17 protein-coding genes are annotated in these 17,523 nt (G+C 37.8%); 9 read left to right on the top strand and 8 right to left on the bottom strand.

Annotated elements, in window-relative coordinates; all coding sequences use genetic code 11:
• Window positions 1-196: 196 nt before the first annotated feature.
• Window positions 197-2,425, top strand: coding sequence for a patatin-like phospholipase family protein (locus C9J12_RS13260; RefSeq protein WP_107243147.1), 2,229 nt, complete (start codon window positions 197-199; stop codon window positions 2,423-2,425).
• 69 nt (window positions 2,426-2,494) lie between these two features.
• Here C9J12_RS13260 and C9J12_RS13255 read toward each other — a convergent pair whose 3' ends face one another.
• Genes C9J12_RS13255 through C9J12_RS13240 form a run of 4 tightly spaced genes read right to left on the bottom strand, consistent with a single transcriptional unit; the run spans window position 2,495 to window position 5,935 of the window.
• A complete protein-coding gene (locus C9J12_RS13255; RefSeq protein WP_107243146.1) occupies window positions 2,495-3,442 on the bottom strand; it encodes an amino acid ABC transporter permease in 948 nt (315 codons plus the stop codon).
• A 2-nt stretch (window positions 3,443-3,444) separates the two neighbouring features.
• A complete protein-coding gene (locus C9J12_RS13250; protein ID WP_107243145.1) occupies window positions 3,445-4,254 on the bottom strand; it encodes a transporter substrate-binding domain-containing protein in 810 nt (269 codons plus the stop codon).
• A 52-nt stretch (window positions 4,255-4,306) separates the two neighbouring features.
• Window positions 4,307-5,134, bottom strand: a complete 828-nt coding sequence (locus C9J12_RS13245; protein ID WP_107243144.1) for an amino acid ABC transporter permease — start codon at window positions 5,132-5,134, stop codon at window positions 4,307-4,309.
• A 39-nt stretch (window positions 5,135-5,173) separates the two neighbouring features.
• Entirely contained in the window at window positions 5,174-5,935 is a 762-nt protein-coding gene (locus tag C9J12_RS13240; RefSeq protein WP_107243143.1) for an amino acid ABC transporter ATP-binding protein, read from the bottom strand.
• A 444-nt stretch (window positions 5,936-6,379) separates the two neighbouring features.
• Between C9J12_RS13240 and aroG the strand changes: the two genes are divergently transcribed.
• Window positions 6,380-7,432: a 3-deoxy-7-phosphoheptulonate synthase AroG gene (gene aroG, locus C9J12_RS13235; RefSeq protein WP_107243142.1), complete on the top strand. Its 1,053-nt coding sequence runs from the start codon at window positions 6,380-6,382 to the stop codon at window positions 7,430-7,432.
• Window positions 7,433-7,697: 265 nt separating this feature from the next.
• On the opposite strand, the gene C9J12_RS30695 is transcribed toward aroG, so the two are convergent.
• The 3 genes from C9J12_RS30695 to C9J12_RS13225 form a co-directional block, all read right to left on the bottom strand.
• Entirely contained in the window at window positions 7,698-7,871 is a 174-nt protein-coding gene (locus C9J12_RS30695) for a hypothetical protein (protein ID WP_170111771.1), read from the bottom strand.
• 63 nt (window positions 7,872-7,934) lie between these two features.
• The gene (locus C9J12_RS31410; protein WP_265416149.1) at window positions 7,935-8,057 is read right to left on the bottom strand and encodes a hypothetical protein; all 123 of its coding nucleotides are present in this window, start codon (window positions 8,055-8,057) and stop codon (window positions 7,935-7,937) included.
• A gap of 294 nt (window positions 8,058-8,351) precedes the next feature.
• Window positions 8,352-8,885, bottom strand: coding sequence for a DUF4136 domain-containing protein (locus C9J12_RS13225; RefSeq protein WP_107243140.1), 534 nt, complete (start codon window positions 8,883-8,885; stop codon window positions 8,352-8,354).
• 152 nt (window positions 8,886-9,037) lie between these two features.
• On the opposite strand from C9J12_RS13225, the gene C9J12_RS13220 reads away from it, so the two are divergent.
• Window positions 9,038-9,397: an ArsR/SmtB family transcription factor gene (locus C9J12_RS13220; RefSeq protein ID WP_107243139.1), complete on the top strand. Its 360-nt coding sequence runs from the start codon at window positions 9,038-9,040 to the stop codon at window positions 9,395-9,397.
• 567 nt (window positions 9,398-9,964) lie between these two features.
• Window positions 9,965-10,450 carry a hypothetical protein gene (locus C9J12_RS13210; protein WP_107243137.1) on the top strand — a complete coding sequence of 162 codons (486 nt, stop codon included), beginning with the start codon at window positions 9,965-9,967 and terminating at the stop codon, window positions 10,448-10,450.
• 45 nt (window positions 10,451-10,495) lie between these two features.
• On the opposite strand, the gene C9J12_RS13205 is transcribed toward C9J12_RS13210, so the two are convergent.
• Window positions 10,496-11,923 (bottom strand): hypothetical protein, encoded by a 1,428-nt coding sequence (locus C9J12_RS13205; RefSeq protein WP_107243136.1) that lies wholly within the window; start codon window positions 11,921-11,923, stop codon window positions 10,496-10,498.
• A gap of 261 nt (window positions 11,924-12,184) precedes the next feature.
• Here C9J12_RS13205 and C9J12_RS13200 point away from each other — a divergent pair, with 261 nt between their 5' ends.
• From C9J12_RS13200 to C9J12_RS13180, 5 genes are all read left to right on the top strand, one after another.
• Window positions 12,185-12,991 carry a crotonase/enoyl-CoA hydratase family protein gene (locus C9J12_RS13200; RefSeq protein WP_107243135.1) on the top strand — a complete coding sequence of 269 codons (807 nt, stop codon included), beginning with the start codon at window positions 12,185-12,187 and terminating at the stop codon, window positions 12,989-12,991.
• Window positions 12,992-13,062: 71 nt separating this feature from the next.
• Entirely contained in the window at window positions 13,063-13,563 is a 501-nt protein-coding gene (locus C9J12_RS13195) for a phage portal family protein (RefSeq protein ID WP_146150086.1), read from the top strand.
• Between the two features lie 395 nt (window positions 13,564-13,958).
• A complete protein-coding gene (locus tag C9J12_RS13190; protein ID WP_227876359.1) occupies window positions 13,959-14,942 on the top strand; it encodes a retron St85 family RNA-directed DNA polymerase in 984 nt (327 codons plus the stop codon).
• Complete coding sequence (locus tag C9J12_RS13185; RefSeq protein ID WP_107243132.1) at window positions 14,932-16,542, top strand: AAA family ATPase; 1,611 nt, start codon at window positions 14,932-14,934, stop codon at window positions 16,540-16,542. Before C9J12_RS13190 ends, C9J12_RS13185 begins: the two co-directional genes overlap by 11 nt.
• 2 nt (window positions 16,543-16,544) lie before the next feature.
• The gene (locus C9J12_RS13180) at window positions 16,545-17,195 is read left to right on the top strand and encodes a retron system putative HNH endonuclease (RefSeq protein WP_107243131.1); all 651 of its coding nucleotides are present in this window, start codon (window positions 16,545-16,547) and stop codon (window positions 17,193-17,195) included.
• The last annotated feature ends 328 nt before the right edge of the window (window positions 17,196-17,523 follow it).

The raw sequence follows: 17,523 nt of genomic DNA, 5'->3' as shown, positions 1-17,523 counted from the left end.
CCTTTTTAGTCGATGGCTTTTCTCATGCAAGTAAACACTGATACCATTCTCATCGTTTCAATACCTTGCCGTATTCATTCTATTTTAAAATGTCGCACTTTTCACCCGTCGGTCTTAGTGAGTGTTAACTAAAGTTAAATGAATAAATTGCCATAAAGATATATGTGGGAATTGTTAACTTTAAGGTTTCGCACACATGAGAATTGTAACTATATGGTATGTAGCTTTATGTTTTTTATTTAGCTTATTACCTATGGCATTGGCTGGTGCCGATGAATTATCCCCTAAGATTGGTCTAACTCTAAGTGGTGGGGGAGCTAAAGGTGCCGCACATATTGGGGTTTTAGAGGTATTGGAAGAGTATCGAATCCCTATTCATGCAGTTACTGGCACCAGTATGGGGGCCTATGTTGGTGGAATGGTGGCTCTAGGATTAAGCGCTGAAGAAATTAAGCGCCGGACATTTGAGATTAATTGGAGTGATGGTTATTTCGATCGACAAACAAGAAAAGAATTGCAATTAAGAGAGAAAAAAAGAACCGATGAATTTCATTTCTATACAGATATTGGACTATCGCTAGACGGTGAAGTGAAGCCTTTTCCTGGGTTAGTTTTGGGACAGAAAATGGCGAGCATACTACGAAAAGCGACTGGAAACCCGCCCAACTATGACAGTTTCGATCAGCTTGCTATTCCCTTCCGGGCTGTGGCGACCGATCTTGAAACAATTGAGCCAGTTGTACTTGATAAAGGAAACCTGGTACAAGCGATGCAGGCTTCTATGTCTGTTCCTGGGGCGCTAAGGCCAGTTCATAAAGATGGCCGACTTCTTGTTGACGGCGGTATTGTCAATAATATGCCTGTCGATCAGGTGAAAATACTGGGTGCTGATGTGGTGATCGCTGTGGATCTGAGGGATCAGATGTTTAATATTGAGGAACTTCATTCTGCCGTTACGGTTGTTAGTCAGCTCACTACCCATATGACTAATAAAGGGACTGACGAACAGATAGCTTTGCTGAACTTGGAAAAGGATATTTATATCGTACCTGATGTGTCTTTTATGGTGGCGACCGATTTCGATTTAATGTATCAGGCATATAGAAGTGGGCGCAAAGCTGCAATAGCTGTACTACCACAGTTAATGCGTTACCAGCTAAACGAAAAAGAGTATGCCCGATATAGAGTAAATAAAAGAAACCATCGCTGGAATCCATCAACATACTCCTTTACGAATATCATCATTATTAATCAAACAGCTTTGAGTGATAACTCTCTGTATCAGTGGTTAGCATTGCAGCCGAATCAGGAATATAGTGCCGAAGAGATAGAGCAGGCAATTGACAGGCTTTATGCCAAAGGGATTTTTGAAAAGATCACCTACGAGCTTGAGAAAAACGGAAAGCAGTTATCTATTATCGTAGTGGAGAAATCATGGGGACCGGGATATCTCAATCTTAAGGTGTCTATCGAAAGAGACAATGAAGACAGACCTAATTATGGTGTTGGTGCGGAATATACGTTAACTAATATTACCAATTTGGGTGGGGAGTGGAAGTCTAAGGTTTTACTGGGTGTTCAGGATATGCTGATGAGTGAGCTGTACTTGCCGCTTGATTACCAGCAGCAGTATTTCTCCAATGTGGGGGCTAGTTGGCAAAAGGTGATTCGGGCGTTTCACAACGTAGACCGTTTCAACCTCGCTCCGGACGAAGTAAAGTATAAATCGTGGAACATTTTTACCGAATTAGGGTGGAACATTCACCGAGATAGCAGTCTTGCGATAGGGTTTGATGCCAGTTATAGCGATATCCAAGGTGAACTTTCCTCGGCGCCCGAACAGAAAGTAGAAAGCTTTAGTGGCTTCGGTGAGTTTAACTACGATAGCCTAGATAGCTTCTTTTTTCCGAATATAGGTACCTTGTTTGATGTCCAGCTTGGTTACAGGTATTCCAATTCCGAATTAGATAGCGGCGATATTTCTGAATCGGTACCTTATTTGGACACCCAGCTAGTTAAGCCGTTATCTCTTGATAATCATACTTTAATTGCCGGACTGAAAGCATCCGGTTCCGAATCGAATGCATTTTATCCGGTTGCGCCACAAAGCCTTGGCGGGCTCTTTAATCTTTCCGGTTTTACTCATTTTCATTTTACGGGGAACTACAGTGCTATAGGTACGTTAATTTACCGTTATCATTTGACAGATGTAGATTTTAAACTTTTTTCGGCCCCCTTATATTTGGGAGGCTCAGCTGAACGTGGTGGCGTTTGGCTAGATGAAGACGATATTAGTTGGGATTCCTCAATCACTGCTGGCAGTTTGTACATCGCGCTTGATACCTTATTGGGACCTGTCGTTTTAGCATACGGGAAATCAGAAGATGACAATGGGTCGTTGTATTTTGCTTTTGGTAGCCAGTAAATTTAACACCTTGATGCAGTGGTATCAAGGTGTCTTATCTTTCAGGCGATGGTGAAATATACTCGTACTTTACCGAGCTAGATGTCGTTGGCTGCGTTTTTCTAAACGACTAAATAATAGTGATAGCCCCAAACATAACACCAGATATCCAGCACCCACTAGTAGCCAAATCTCGAAGATCAGCCCTGATGAATTAGCCATTTCACTGCCGACAAAGGTCATTTCTTGAATTGAGATGAGTGAGATGATGGAAGAGTCTTTCACTAACGAGATAAACTGACCCGCCAACGGTGGTACTATGCCCGCAAAAGCTTGCGGAAAAATCACGTCACGAAAGCGGCTCCAGCGTGAAAGGCCTAAAGAATCGGCAGCTTCCCATTGCCCTTTTGCAATCGCATCAAGCCCTGAACGTACAATCTCAGCAATGTAAGCGGCAGATATCAAGCCTACACAGAGTACGCCTGAAAATAGGTTTTCCCATAATTTTGACGAACCAAATAAGAAGTGCTGTAAGCCATTAATATCACCAGTATGGTAGCGAAGTGTATCCGCAAGCCCAATAGTAGGAACCAATTGGCTTGAAATGAAAAAATAGAAAATAAAAACAAAAACAAGCGGTGGAATATTCCGAACAAGTTGAATATAAGCTTGTGCAGGTAAACGTAAAATCATCAATGACGAACGACGAGTAAGGCCTAGAAATAAACCGAGTAAACCTGCAAATATCATTCCCCATAAACTTAGGCGGATAGTGGTCACAAATCCTTGAAAAAAGTAGGGGAGCTCGCCTGATTTACCTGCTGAAAAAATCAGATCGACGGCTTTATGCCAGCGCCATTGATAATGAATGCCAGCAGAAGATTGAACATAAATCCAACCAATAAATACACTGATAATAGCAAGTAAAATCCAATCAAGTTTATTGAGTTTAATTCTTGAATAGAACGACAGCAGCGCCGGGGAATTGCTTCCCGGCGTGCTTTTTTTTAATGCATTTTTAATGTTGCTTTGCGACAAAGTTATTGTCCTTCAGAGATCTGGTTTTGCCAATCAAGCGTTGTGAACCAGTAATCGTGACGCTCTTTTAACCAGCCATCTTCGGTACGAAGTAAAATCCAGTTGTTGAAGAAATTAAGTAGGTCAAATTCACCATGACGAATGGCAAATGCTTCAGAGCCACGGCTTAAACGATCGGTTAATGGAATAAAAAGCTTTTCATTATACTGAATCGCCATTTGCTCTGGCTTAGGTGATGATGCAAGAACTGCGTGTGCGTTGCCATTAAGTACTTCTTGGAATGCTTGTGCATCATCATCAAACTGACGAAGCTTGGCTTTAGGGAAGTATTTCTTTGCGGTCTCTACTGTGAAAGCCCCACGGCGAACAGAAAGCGTAACACTGCGCTTGTTGTAATCGGCAATCGTTAATTTGTCTGCAGATTTTCCTTTATTTGCTGCTAATTGCACGCCAGAGTGTGCATAAGGCGCGGTAAATAGAACACTCATATTACGCTGTGGTGTAATTGATAGGCCACCGATGATGACATCAAACTTACCTGCAAGTAGGGCTGGAATAATGCCATCCCACGCGGTAGGAATGAACTCAACTTTCAATCCTGCATCTTTAGCAAGGCGACGAGCAACATCGACTTCAAAACCGACAAGTTCACCTTGTTTATCACGCATAGCCCAAGGAACGAATGTTGAAAGCCCCACACGTAATGTCCCGCGCTCCTTTATATCAATGAGTGTACTTTTTTCTGCTGCAAGGGCGTTTGTACCCATTATTAATGTCATTACCGCAAGACAAGCGGCGAGTAATTTTTTCATGCTTCCTTTCTCCTTTAAATACGATGCTACATCGTGTAGCTCGGATATATTATTATTGTGTTGGTACATTCATTTTATGTTCTAACCACGCAGCAAATCCTGATAGCATTAAAGTGACGCACAAATAAATGCCAGCGACGGTAAACCACACTTCAAATGGCATTGCTGTATCAGCCACAATATTACGACCTTCCGTTGTTAAATCAAAGATAGCCATGATACTGACAATTGAGGAATTTTTTACTAAAGAGACGGTTTCATTTGTGAGTGGTGGCAAAATTCGACGGATCATTTGCGGTAGTATAACGAAACGATACCCGTCTATTGCTGATAATCCTAAACTACTACAAGCCTCAAATTGTCCTCTGGGAATGTTGTTTAAACCTGCCCGAAAAATTTCGGCAGTATAAGCACCTTGAAACAGCGAAAGGGCTAAAACTGCAGTGGTAAATCGCTCTAATCCCAATACAGGACCAAAGACAAAGTACAAAAGGTAAATTTGTACGAGCAATGGTGTATTGCGGATCAGTTCAATATAACCTCGTGCTAAACCTCGCCCTATTATTGAGTCAGATAAGCGTAATAGTGCCGTTACTAGCCCAATGAGCAAGGTGAAAATAAGGCTGACAGCTGATATTTTTAAGGTAATGAATAAGCCTTCGAGCAATTCCGCTGGAAACCATTCGCCATCTTCTATAAACCAGAGGTATTGTGGAATGCGATACCACTGCCAGCGATAATTCATCGCTTCAGCACCAGCGTTTAATAGCCATATTAAGCCAAGTGTCACTACCGCTATTTGCAATAAACCAGAGAGTACAGGCTTTAGAATCCTATAGCCTACTGTGGGTGCTGCTGTAGAAAACGTCTTATTTAACATCAAATAAATAATATCTAGTATAGAGAATCGGCTAACGAGTTAGTAACTTAGTATCTGTTCTAAGAACTGCTTGGTTCGTTGTTGTTTGGGGCTATCAAATAACGTCACTGGTGGCGCAATTTCAACAATTTCGCCTTCATCCATGAATACCACACGATCAGCGACTTGACGTGCAAACCCCATTTCATGAGTAACGCACACCATCGTAATCCCTTCATTAACAAGCTCTTTCATAACATCTAGCACTTCCCTTATCATTTCGGGGTCAAGCGCAGAGGTGGGCTCGTCAAACAGCAGAATGTCGGGTTTCATGCATAACGAACGGGCAATAGCGACACGTTGCTGTTGTCCACCAGACAGTTGTGCAGGGTATTTATCAGCTTGGTGACCGATATGTACTCGTTCTAGGTAATCGCGAGCTAATTTTTCTGCTTCAATTTTAGACATTTTTAATGTTCGACGTGGAGCGAGCATTAAGTTTTCTAGCACGGTCATATGCGGGAAAAGATTAAAGTGTTGGAACACCATACCGACTTTGCCACGAATAGCTTTTAAATGTTTACCATCAAGAGATTGACCCACAACATTCAATTGACCTGAATTATATTTCTCCAGACCATTTATACAGCGAATGAGGGTTGATTTACCAGAGCCAGACGGACCACAAATGACTAAACGTTCACCACGGTTAATCGTTAAGCTTATGTCTTTCAATGCGTGAAAATCGCCATACCACTTATCAACGTGTAAAAAAGAAATAATGGGATCATCTCTTAAGGTTTCAGACTCTTCAGTTAACAAGCGAGATCTCAGTAATGTTGAATGTTGACACCATGTTATTGCTTTAAGACGTTTTTTTCAAAGAAATCGGTCGTAAATACTGAATAAAAAGGAAAAAACATAAGGCACTATGATTTCGAGCTAAATATTGGAATGTATTCTTCCACTGCATTAAAAATCGATTTAATGGAGCTTCAAGAAGGTGTAGCAAGGGTTTGCTTACATTTTATGATTGAGATCTTTGGTTGATATTCGAACTGCTTGTTAGCAGTATTATGAGGTTTTGTAAGCAGATTTGGTCTAATTAGGTCTTAATGCGGAAAAAATGTGTAATTTTATTTCAAATAGCGTTTGCACATGCGGAGTGAAGGCGATAAGTTAGTTTAATGTTTATTGGAGTATGAAAACACTATGGGTATTGACCGATACTTATCATAGTGTTGTAACGCGGGAAGATGAGAAACAATGCAAAAAACAGATGACGTACGCATTAGCGAGATCAAAGAACTTTTACCACCAGTTGCTGTATTGGAAAGATTTCCAGCCACCGAACTGGCGGCTGAAACTGTATATCAGTCACGTAAATCGATTCACAACATTCTGAATGATGAAGACGACCGTTTGTTGGTTGTTGTAGGGCCTTGTTCAATTCATGACACTGAAGCTGCTATCGAATACGGTAAAAAGCTGAAAGTATTACGTGACGAATTAAAAGGTGACCTTGAAATCGTAATGCGTGTTTACTTTGAAAAACCACGCACCACAGTAGGTTGGAAAGGGTTAATTAACGACCCGTATATGGACAATAGCTTTCAGTTAAATGATGGTTTACGTATTGGCCGTAAGTTGCTACTTGATTTGACCGATATGGGCTTACCAACAGCGGGTGAGTTCCTTGATATGATTACCCCACAATACATGGGTGATTTGATCAGCTGGGGCGCAATTGGTGCTCGTACTACAGAATCACAGGTTCACCGTGAGCTATCTTCTGGTCTATCTTGCCCTGTTGGTTTTAAAAACGGTACAGATGGCAATATTAAGATCGCGACCGATGCGATTGGATCGGCAAGTGCACCTCACCACTTTTTATCAGTGACCAAGTATGGTCATTCAGCCATTGTGTCTACTTTGGGTAATGAAGATTGTCATATCATTCTTCGTGGCGGTAAAGAGCCTAATTACAGTACAGAACACGTTAATGCGGTGACATCACAGCTAGGTAATGCTGGTCAGCGTAAGAAAGTAATGATTGATTTCAGTCATGCTAATAGTTCGAAGAAGTTTGAACGTCAGATTATTGTTTCTGAAGACGTCGGTCAGCAAGTTGCTGGCGGTAACAAAGATATCTTTGGTGTTATGGTTGAAAGCCACCTTGTTGAAGGTCGTCAAGATATCGTAGAAGGCACAGAGCCAACGTATGGTCAAAGTATTACCGATGCATGTATTGGTTGGGCAGATACAGAAACAGTACTTCGACAATTAGCACGTGATGTTGCTAAGCGTCGCCAAGCATAGACTGACTCTTTGAGATAGTAGGTAGCCCAGTTAAATTACTGGGCTTTTTTATGTCTTCAATAATCTAACTGTTCTCTCATATTTATATATGGCACAGCATAAATAACCTTGAACGGTTAAATGTTATTGAATAAATAAGGCGAGGGTTGTTTGGTGAGAAACGGTATTGACAGGGAATTCAATGGGTGACAATAATTTTGAAAAACACCGATAGCGTGCTGTGCGGTAATGTCACTAAAAGAAAAGCTAGAATATCCCCTTAGCTTTACTTGTGCTCATTGATTAAATGTTCATATGCAGAGCTGAAAAGCAACGTTTTTCCTTCAGGTGAAAGGTCGCTTAATTCAAAACCAGCAGTCTTTAAACGACGATCACATTCTTCTAAAATATCAGTGATAAACATTTGTTGTGCAGTGTGGGGAAGCTTTCGTTCCATCATTAATACTCTACTTTTAAAAATTCAGATAGCTGCTGCTGGAGTAATACAATAAGTGTATTCATTTTATTCAGTAGGAACTTGCTTACCTTCAGAAATAAGTTCTAAGTCTTGCGCTTTAGTGCAATGTGCAAATAGCTCGGCACCACAATTACAGCACTCATATTTCTCCCAAAGCTTTCTTGTCATGTATCTTTCTACGAACGTTCTATGTACTTGCTTTAGATTAACATTTGCTTTACAAGAAGGACAAGACCTATTAAATAACATGTTGCACTGCTCCCTTTGCATATAAATCCATAGGTATATTAACGCACATCCGACCAGTTACTATTGGGAGTGGTGTCACAGATATGGCCGTGTAATTACACTGTTGGGTAAATGTGTCGTTTTTGTAATGCACATTAATAAAAGGGGGTTAATAAGTGGTATTGCAGGTGGTAGCAGTGGAATAGCTTAAACAAAAAACTACTGTAAAGAAGATTACTGTGGCGGGTAGGTTTTAAACATTTCATGAATCTGCTCATCAATAAAAGTTACTCGTGACTGAGGTGTCATTTCATCCGTCAGTTTACGTTGAGAGATTGAACGCCATACAACCTGATTTGATGTATTTTGGATTAATTCAACAATCAATTTACCATATCTATTTTCTCTATACCGTGTTGGTGAGCTGAACCCTACACCGACATTGCTAGCGCCGTAACCAAAACCAACACTCGTTCCGTAAGACTGTAATTCAGATTCTGCTTGTATATAATATTTAACCGTTAGATCTATTTTTTTATCTGTGCCCAGTTTTAGTCCTTTATTTGTTAATTGGTAATTTAAAGCATCTTTAACTCGAGCTGCATCTAGGCTTGTTGCGGTTTTATTCGTATTTTCTGCAAATTCGTAAGTATGAAATTGGCTGTAATTTACATTTGCTTTAAAATCGGTTGAAACATCAGAGCTACACCCTACAAGAAGTAAACTAAATAATGGCATACTTGCGAATGTCTTAATAAAGCGCAGCATAGAATGCTCCTTAAGGTGTCTGATTACAGTATAGCCATGCTTTTTGATTTTAACGTTGAAGTTTAAGGTCAGGCTGATTTCTTTTTATCATTGACTCATATTAAGTTAATACATATTATCGTTAATCGACGATTTGTAGATGAAGTACTCTGATGAATAAAGAAAAGCAGGCATCAAAGCAAGAAGAATTGAACTGTGAAGATGCAGGCTGTATCACTGTTTTGAATGACATAGTCATTGATGAAGCAAAAGAACAAGCGATTGCGATTGCTGCTAAAGCGATATCTCACCCGGCACGAGTGAGAATCTTGCGTATATTAGCACGCCAGCAAGGTTGTCTTAATAGTGATCTGGTTGGTGAACTTGGCTTAGCTCAGTCGACGGTTTCAGAGCATTTACGCATTTTACGGGAGGCTGGCTTTGTTATTGCCGAACCTAAACCACCTAGAACATGTTTCACTTTAAATAGAGTAAAACTTGATGAATTTAGAGCATTACTCAGCTATCTATAATTTTCAGAGTATTTGTCTATTTTAAAGTACGACTTTTACTGTCATTAATTACTTTAAACAATATTAAAAGTGAGTCGTTTCATAAGTATAGAACGCGGTGGGTTATTGGTTTCCACATCGATACCCATCGTTAAATTCAATGTATTTAGCTTCGTTCAGCTCAAATTCGTAAAGCTTTTGACTATAGTGCGGGAATTGACAGTAGATGGCATACTCCCTGTGTAAACCGTTATCAAGAAATGCCTCGAATACATCTTTAGTATCAGCAATCAGTGTTTTATCGACCATCTTCGCTCATTAATAATAGTGCAGTAATCTTGTTCTTATTAAAGCTATTGAGCGAAAACTTGAATGTCTTATTTTTAAGATTTTAAGATCATAATTATATTGTCGGCATCCAGTATCCAGATAAATTTTATTTAAAACATATTTTCTCCATATTTAGCTAACATCGTGCTTTGAATCTATGCTTATAACAATTAATTATTGGAAGCATTGTGTTTGGTTTTAAAACCGATACAGTGATTTGATAGTGTTGTTGTTATCGATACAGTGAAGAGAGGTATTATGAACGGTTCGCATTTATTGATAGTGCTATCGAGCATAATGATAACCGCGTGTATTAGCGACTTGTATTCAAAACCTATAGCAAAACGAAATGTTGATATATCAACCATTTCAGAAGAATATGTAAAAGCGACCCGTGGTGGCATCTTAGATTTTACTGCGGCAATACCGGGTAAAGTTTATCATCCACGTGATGGTTATATTGCCTATGAGCGCTTCTGGTGTTTAGACGAAGAGAAAGGTTCTGTTGATGATTACCAATTACTCATCAATGAAGTATGCGAACTTAAAGGTGGCGATATGAAGGGGAGTTGGTGTAGTGACAAGCAGAGCCAGCGAGCTCTATTCAGCGCAACAATAGAGCAGAATCAAACAACCTGTACAGGTGGTTACGACACGACTATTATTCATACCCTCGAACCGATATCTTCATCGATTGCATCGGAGTGGATTGCGGCATCAGAAATGTTGGGATATGAACGCTAGGAACTCATCATAATGAGTGTAAAGCATCCTTGCTTTGCGTTTGCGTTAAGCTTTACTCCACTGTTCACGTAACCTTCCATCTAGCTTTTCTGTCAGTGATTTACCACGGCGCAATATTACATTTGAATCGCCTGCTTTAATCACTACTGGGAACGATGTTGTGAGTATACCTTGAAAAGCGAGATACTGTTGATTGTGATGAAAATCAAATACAAGTTCTTGAGTTTTATAGCTAAAAGGTAGACTAAAAGCGCCAGTATGAGAAACAGTGAACATTAACTCAGAAGGATAACATTGAATTGTTTTTTTAGCATAAGCCCGAATAAAGGCGTTTGATAAATTAGGATCATGGAGCTTTTGTGCAAACGGTTTAATTGGATTCTTTACATCTTTTTGTAATCTTTGGAAGTTTTGAACAAAACTGTTTTGATTTATATCGATTTTTTGATCATGTGTCAGTAATGGGTTATCGAAAATATTTTGGCGCTGATTTTCCAGCAAAGAGATTTGCGTTTGATAATTCCCAACAAGCTTAGCAATATCAAGATGTTGAATGTTTTGTTTATCTCGCAGATCTTTTCGTGCTGTTGAAAGCTGTTGGCGTAAACTATTTTCAAAATACTGGACGTTATTACTTGTATCAAAGAAGCCATTTAAATATATCAGTTGATTCCAAAGTCGAGGAGCATAGTTATCAATATTACTTGATACCTCGATACGATCTTTTTCATTAAACCCAGAGAGTATTTGCTCTTTATTGATATAAACACAATTTTCTAATACTTTGTTCAGTAGTTCATCCATACCTTTATAACGGCTGCACAAAGTATGAGGGCCTTCTACAAAGCTGAATCTTAAATCATATAAATCGGAAGATGATGTAATATCGTTATTAATTATCTTAGTGAGTGATTTATTGTATTTATTGCTTAATTGGCTGTATTTTTTTGTTGCCTGTTTTATATCATTTGTTAAATGTTTAATGTTGTTTTGATACGTTTTTTCGGGTGTTTCAAGTAGCGTAAGCTCTCGAGTCAGAGCCTGAATAGCCTGATCATAATCATTTAAAGTGTGGTCGAGATCTTGTTGCATTAAACGTGCTTGTGATCGAACGGCGACCATATTTTTCAGATAACGGTTTTGTGCTATTTCTAAAGCGGTTATATAAGTATTTGCTTCAGCGATGTTAGTTGATTTAAGCAGTGCTTTTAAATCATTTAGTTGAATAATGAAGTTAGGGTTTTCTAACCAGTGTTGATTAGTAAGCTTCGCTGACAATGTTTGGATTTTGAGGAATTTTTCTGGCACATCCAAGGGGTTGTGATTATTTGTAATAATAAAGCCTTTAATTGCTTCTGTTTTTTTTGCAGAGCTGTCTATATCAAAAGATGATAAATCAAGATGACTTTCTGAGTTACAAGAAACCAGCATATAGATGGTAGATAGTAAGGCAAAATTATATGTGAATTTCATGAGTATTTCTTTCGTTTCAACTTTAAAACTTACCGATGAGTGTACTAACAATTAACCGCTATGCAACTGGTTTCTCTGCTTGTGTGGCGCGATATAGCAAAATTGGTATCTGTTTATATAAAATTTGAACGATTACGCTAAGTTTTACACTGGATAAAAACAGCTCTGTAAGTTTTTTTTTAGAAAAATACTTGTCAAATTGAACGGTTTTGTTGAATCTGTGTTAAGTTTTACTGGACAGACCAGATAAGGATTACCGTCATGACGTGGAATAAGTTGGACGTAACAGAGCACAAGGGAGTTGTTACTGTCGCTTTAAATCGACCTGAAAAATTGAATGCGATCGATAAAGAAATGTTCGATGAATTAGATACGATAAGTAAACAGCTGCGTAAACGAAAAGATATTCGAGCCGTTATTTTGACTGGAAATGGCGGAACATTTAGCAGTGGAATCGATATCAAGAGTATTGTTTCTGATAAATCGAAGATATTGAACTTATTAGCCAAGCTTTTACCCGGCAATGCGAATTTAGCACAACGCGTATCTCGCAACTGGCGGATGATCCCCGTACCTGTAATTGCCGTTATTGAAGGCCGTTGTTACGGTGGCGGGCTTCAAATTGTTATGGGGGCTGATATTCGCATAGTCGCCCCTAGTACTGAATTGTCGATAATGGAGGTACGATGGGGATTAGTACCTGATATGGGCGGCTTATTGGCGCTACGCGAGGTGGTGTCGAAAGATGTTGCATTAAAGCTAACCTTAACCGGTGATATTATCACAGCAGAGCAAGCACTAGAATTTGGTGTAGTCACAGAGGTTTGCGATCAACCGATGCAAACAGCGCAAGCTTTATGCGCCAAAATTACGCAGGCTTCCCCCGATGCTATTGCCGCAATCAAACACACAACTAATCGGTGCTGGGTAAGCAGCGAGCGTAGATTATTAGCAAAAGAAACGTTTAGTCAAATTCGTTTATTGTTAGGCAAAAACTTTCAAATTGCTGTAAAGCGTCAGCGCACTTCAAATGATATTGAATATAAAGACCGCCAATCTTTTTGGTAATGAGTCTCTTATTTTTGTTCGATGTAGTCTGAATTAAACAAAAAGGCGTTAAAAACGGCTTACCCGATTACTTGTCGGGTATTCAGTCTGTTTTGTTATCACAAGATGCGACCCAGTTTCACCGTCGTTATTACAAGAATGGTATGCATATGGGCTTCGTTCTTTATACGACGGATCCAAACCTGTCACCGACATCGGAAGATGCTTTGAAGAGTGCACTAAAAAACTCCCGTGGCGTAGGTAATTTTAGCTCTATGTTGATTAATATTCCGAACGGTCAAGAGAAAGGGGTACAGCTCATCCCTGTGGGGAGTATTGGCTCAAAGGATGAATTTGAAGGAATAAAGAAAATATCATCTCAAGAGACCATCGTGGCACACCGCTTTCCAGCAGGGATGTCAGGCATTATTCCGCCAGAAGGTGCGTCGATGGGAAACCCGCTGCAGTACAACGAGACCTACTATGAGAATGAGGTGAAGCCAATGCAGAAGCTGATAATCGGAGTGAATGCGGTTTTATTGAAGCAGTTACATATCCAATTTGAAACGCTGGAAGTCCCCTCGCCAGTATAGTGTTGTCTTAAAGCATTCAGCTTAATACTGGCTGAGGGTTAACTTATTTCCTTAAAAACGTGTCAGAGCAATATATCACTAACGTTCTATTTTGGAGTTTGTCATAGCGCAACCAATTGATAGGTAAAATAAGCCCCCGTTATATCTGCTTCAATCTTTAGGTTGATGAGGATCAAAACCTAACGTATTATGATAGCAATCCTTTAGTTTATAGACATTAAGTCTAGTCGGGCGATAAGCCAGACTCTAATTTATTGGGGAGTTCTGCGATTGCGGTGTAAATTTTATCCGCGTTCGCTCAACGAGTTCCTCGTTTCTCGGTCGCGGATAAAATCTACACCGCTTCCTTAAGTGAAGGATTTAAAGCACGGTTAGTGTAAAACTAATCGTGCTTTATGCTATTAATTTCGTTACAGGAATTTAGTTTGACTATACGGCTATACAAAGCATTTGAGGACGAGTTAGGAGTAACTAGGTCTCGATTAATGAACTTTGCTAAGACTGCTCCTAAAAGGTATAAAGTTTATACAATACCTAAGCGTACATCTGGGTATCGTGTAATTGCTCATCCGTCAAAATCATTAAAAAAAATTCAAAAGTTTTTAGCTGGATTTCTTGCTGATATTTTTATAACTCATCCTAATTCGTTTGCATATAAAAAAGGTGTAAGTATTAAAGATAATGCTAGTGTGCACCTTGGAACTAAGTATTTATTAAAAATGGACTTTAGTAACTTTTTTAATAGTATTACTTTTGATTTACTAGTTTCTTCTTGTAAAGAATGTGAAGTTAAAATTTCACTTGCAGAATTAAGGCTATTAGAGGGTCTGTTATTTTGGAATAAAACAAAAACTATTAATGGTGATTTGGTTCTAAGTGTTGGCGCTCCTACTTCACCACTAGTATCAAACTTTGTAATGTATAAGTTTGATATTTTTATTTCTGATTATTGTAAAATAAACAACATAAACTATAGTCGATATGCAGATGATATTACGTTTTCAACAAATGATAAAAATAAGTTATTTGGAGTGACACGAGTTGTAAAAGATATTCTTAGTGAACATTATTCTAATAAAATCACAGTGAATAATGTTAAGACCACATTTTCTTCCAAAGCACATAATAGGCATATTACAGGTGTAACACTAACTAATGATAATAAATTATCTGTAGGAAGAGAAAGAAAAAGATTAATATCTACTCTGATACATAAGTACGTGATTAATGATATTGAAAAACAAGATGTAACTTATCTACAAGGCATGCTTTCATTTGCTATTCATGTTGAACCAGATTTTAGGGGCAAAATGTCTAAGAAATATGGCTCTAATGTTGTAACTGAAATATTAAAGTTAAGGGTTGAAAATGACGAATGATAAAAAAAATTCTGATTTACAAAAAAATATAAGAAATGCAAAGAAAGGAAATTTCGATGCTGCTTTTCAACTTGTTGACTATTATCAAGATGGAAAATACATTGAAAAGGATAAAGATGAATCTGATAAATATCTTTCGTTAGCGTTTAATTTATTTAAAAAGCAGAATATTCGAATAAATGAAGTCACCCTTGATAATTTCAGGTCGTTTAGTGATTTCAAATTACACTTACCAAGTGAAAACCTTACGGTTATTATTGGCAATAACGGTGCAGGTAAAACAACAATTTTAGATTCTATCGCGATGAGTATGAGTTGGTTACACAATAGAATTGTAAAAAATGGTGGTAATGGCGATACAATTGATAATCTTGATATTAAGCTAGGTGTAGACGCAGCATATTCATCAATTGTATCTAAATTTAAATTGAATAAGTCTGTTTCTTTTGATATGGAATTAGCGGTACCAGCACCGGCTTCATCAGTAAAGAAAAAAAACATCGTCGCGGATGTTACTAAAATAGGTTCTTTTTATAAAAGATCAAATGATATCAATGAGAGTTTTAATTTCCCTCTTTTATCATATTATACAGTTGGTCGTTCTAATGCTGTGTCACGTAAAGATGTTGGTGCATACGATGAAACGTTAGGTATAACGAAGTTAGATAAATTTGATGGTTATCAAAACTCATTAAATGGTAAAGCTGACTTTCAGTCATTTTTTCGTTGGTACAAACGGTTAGATGATATTTCTATTCGAAGAGAAAGTAATAAAATAAGCTCAATTAATTCAGAAGAATTTAAAAAACAATTAGAAATATTAGCTCAAAGCGATGAATCTGCAAGGTTGTTATTAGAGAAATTAAACAACGAAGACAAAATAGAAGCTAAGGAAGCGACAGTTGAAAGTTTTGATGTCGAAAAAATAAAAAAATTAGTCAATAAGGTAATTAGTTACTTTATGAATGGTTACGGTAACCTTGAAATACAAGTTGAACCATTTTTGGGTATAACCGTTGAAAAAAATGGTGAGAAATTAAATGTTCTTCAGTTGTCCCAAGGTGAAAAGTCATTATTAGCTTTAGTTGTGGATATAGCCCGAAGGCTAATTATTTTAAACCCCTCTTTAGATAACCCTCTTGAAGGAAGTGGTATTGTATTAATTGATGAATACGATATGCATATCCACCCAGCATGGCAGAGGTCTTTGATTTCAGGATTGCCAAAAGCATTTAAAAACTGCCAATTTATTATTACAACACATTCACCTCAAATGTTGGGTGAGGTGAAACCGTCTCAAATTATCATATTAGAAAGTGATGAAAATAATAATATTTCATACTCTCACCCTGAACAATCATATGGGTTAACCAGTAACCAAATATTGAATTATTTAATGAAACCATCAGGTACTAATAGTGACTTAGTACGAAATAGTGATGTTGAAGATAAGATCAAATATATACAAAGTTTAGTTGACGATGAACGTTTTAAAGAAGCAGAGCAAAAAATAGAAGAATTAGAGGTTGAGTTAAATGGCACAATTCCAGAACTAACATCAGCAAAGATTGATATAGATCTTAATGGTTGGGATGAATAGCTATGCGCTTTATTGCAAAAAAAAACGAACCTTTATCATTACGAAATTATCGTTCTAGCGCAGGTGCTACTTTTGAAGGTCTTCCTTCAAAGGTAAAAACTGACATTAAAAATCAATTGTTAGATGAACAGGGGCATACCTGCGCTTATTGTATGCAACAGATTAAGTTTGAGGCAATGAAAGTAGAGCATTGGTTACCACAAAGTTCGAATAATAATAAATCGTCTACTTTAGATTATAAGAATTTACTTGGTTGCTGTGAAGGTAATGAAAAAAAACATGACAAAAAAAAAGATATCCGTACGTGTGATACTAAGAAAGCAAATGACTTAATAAAATTTTCTCCTGCAAATCCAAGAGATGAAATTAATAGAAAAATAAAGTATTTAAGTTCAGGAAAGATATTATCTCAAGATCAAGTTTTTAATTTAGATATCGAGAATAAATTGAATCTAAATCTGGGTGTTATGGTCGAAAATAGAAAGGTAGCACTAGAAAGTATTAAGTCGAGGCTTAATCAATTGTCAGGAGATAAGAGATGTAAAAGTAAAATACAAAAGCTACTTGATAAAGTCTCTAATAAAGGGAGGGGGAATAAGTATACACCTTTTTATGGTGTGGCGATTGATTATCTAAATAAAAAATTAAGATAAGCAATAAGTCTGCTTCTTTTTTAAAAGTTAGAGGTATTATGCATTGGAGTAACAGTATTATTTTGTAGTTGTGGCGATTATTCAGTAATAGTAACTATTATTAAATGATTTAGCTATATCTGCAAACTATCTCATTTACTTGATTAAATCAGGAACATTATCAGCTTTGCTATTACTTCTCGCTGTATCAGATGTTCCTGGCTCCCAGTTTCTAGAATGACATGATGGTTTTATTATGCTTACCAAAGCAAAATTTCTAACTTGTTTCTGTTGATCTATGGTAGAGAATGATTACTCTAAGCCAGTTTTCCCCCAAAGAGAGTTAGAG

The sequence above is a fragment of the Photobacterium frigidiphilum genome (assembly GCF_003025615.1).
Lineage (GTDB): Bacteria > Pseudomonadota > Gammaproteobacteria > Enterobacterales > Vibrionaceae > Photobacterium > Photobacterium frigidiphilum.
Note: the sequence above shows the minus strand (reverse complement) of the source record. Positions and strands in the feature narration are given on the sequence as shown.

Bases quoted from the DNA above. Each gene is read 5' to 3' on its own strand.
- C9J12_RS13210 (WP_107243137.1), top strand. From the start codon at position 9,965: ATGAACGGTTCGCATTTATTGATAGTGCTATCGAGCATAATGATAACC.
- C9J12_RS13180 (WP_107243131.1), top strand. From the start codon at position 16,545: ATGCGCTTTATTGCAAAAAAAAACGAACCTTTATCATTACGAAATTAT.
- C9J12_RS13250 (WP_107243145.1), bottom strand. From the start codon at position 4,254: ATGAAAAAATTACTCGCCGCTTGTCTTGCGGTAATGACATTAATAATG.
- C9J12_RS13225 (WP_107243140.1), bottom strand. From the start codon at position 8,885: ATGCTGCGCTTTATTAAGACATTCGCAAGTATGCCATTATTTAGTTTA.
- C9J12_RS13200 (WP_107243135.1), top strand. From the start codon at position 12,185: ATGACGTGGAATAAGTTGGACGTAACAGAGCACAAGGGAGTTGTTACT.
- C9J12_RS13260 (WP_107243147.1), top strand. From the start codon at position 197: ATGAGAATTGTAACTATATGGTATGTAGCTTTATGTTTTTTATTTAGC.
- C9J12_RS13205 (WP_107243136.1), bottom strand. From the start codon at position 11,923: ATGAAATTCACATATAATTTTGCCTTACTATCTACCATCTATATGCTG.
- C9J12_RS31410 (WP_265416149.1), bottom strand. From the start codon at position 8,057: ATGACAAGAAAGCTTTGGGAGAAATATGAGTGCTGTAATTGTGGTGCC.
- C9J12_RS30695 (WP_170111771.1), bottom strand. From the start codon at position 7,871: ATGATGGAACGAAAGCTTCCCCACACTGCACAACAAATGTTTATCACT.
- C9J12_RS13190 (WP_227876359.1), top strand. From the start codon at position 13,959: ATGCTATTAATTTCGTTACAGGAATTTAGTTTGACTATACGGCTATAC.
- C9J12_RS13185 (WP_107243132.1), top strand. From the start codon at position 14,932: ATGACGAATGATAAAAAAAATTCTGATTTACAAAAAAATATAAGAAAT.
- C9J12_RS13220 (WP_107243139.1), top strand. From the start codon at position 9,038: ATGAATAAAGAAAAGCAGGCATCAAAGCAAGAAGAATTGAACTGTGAA.
- C9J12_RS13245 (WP_107243144.1), bottom strand. From the start codon at position 5,134: ATGTTAAATAAGACGTTTTCTACAGCAGCACCCACAGTAGGCTATAGG.
- aroG (WP_107243142.1), top strand. From the start codon at position 6,380: ATGCAAAAAACAGATGACGTACGCATTAGCGAGATCAAAGAACTTTTA.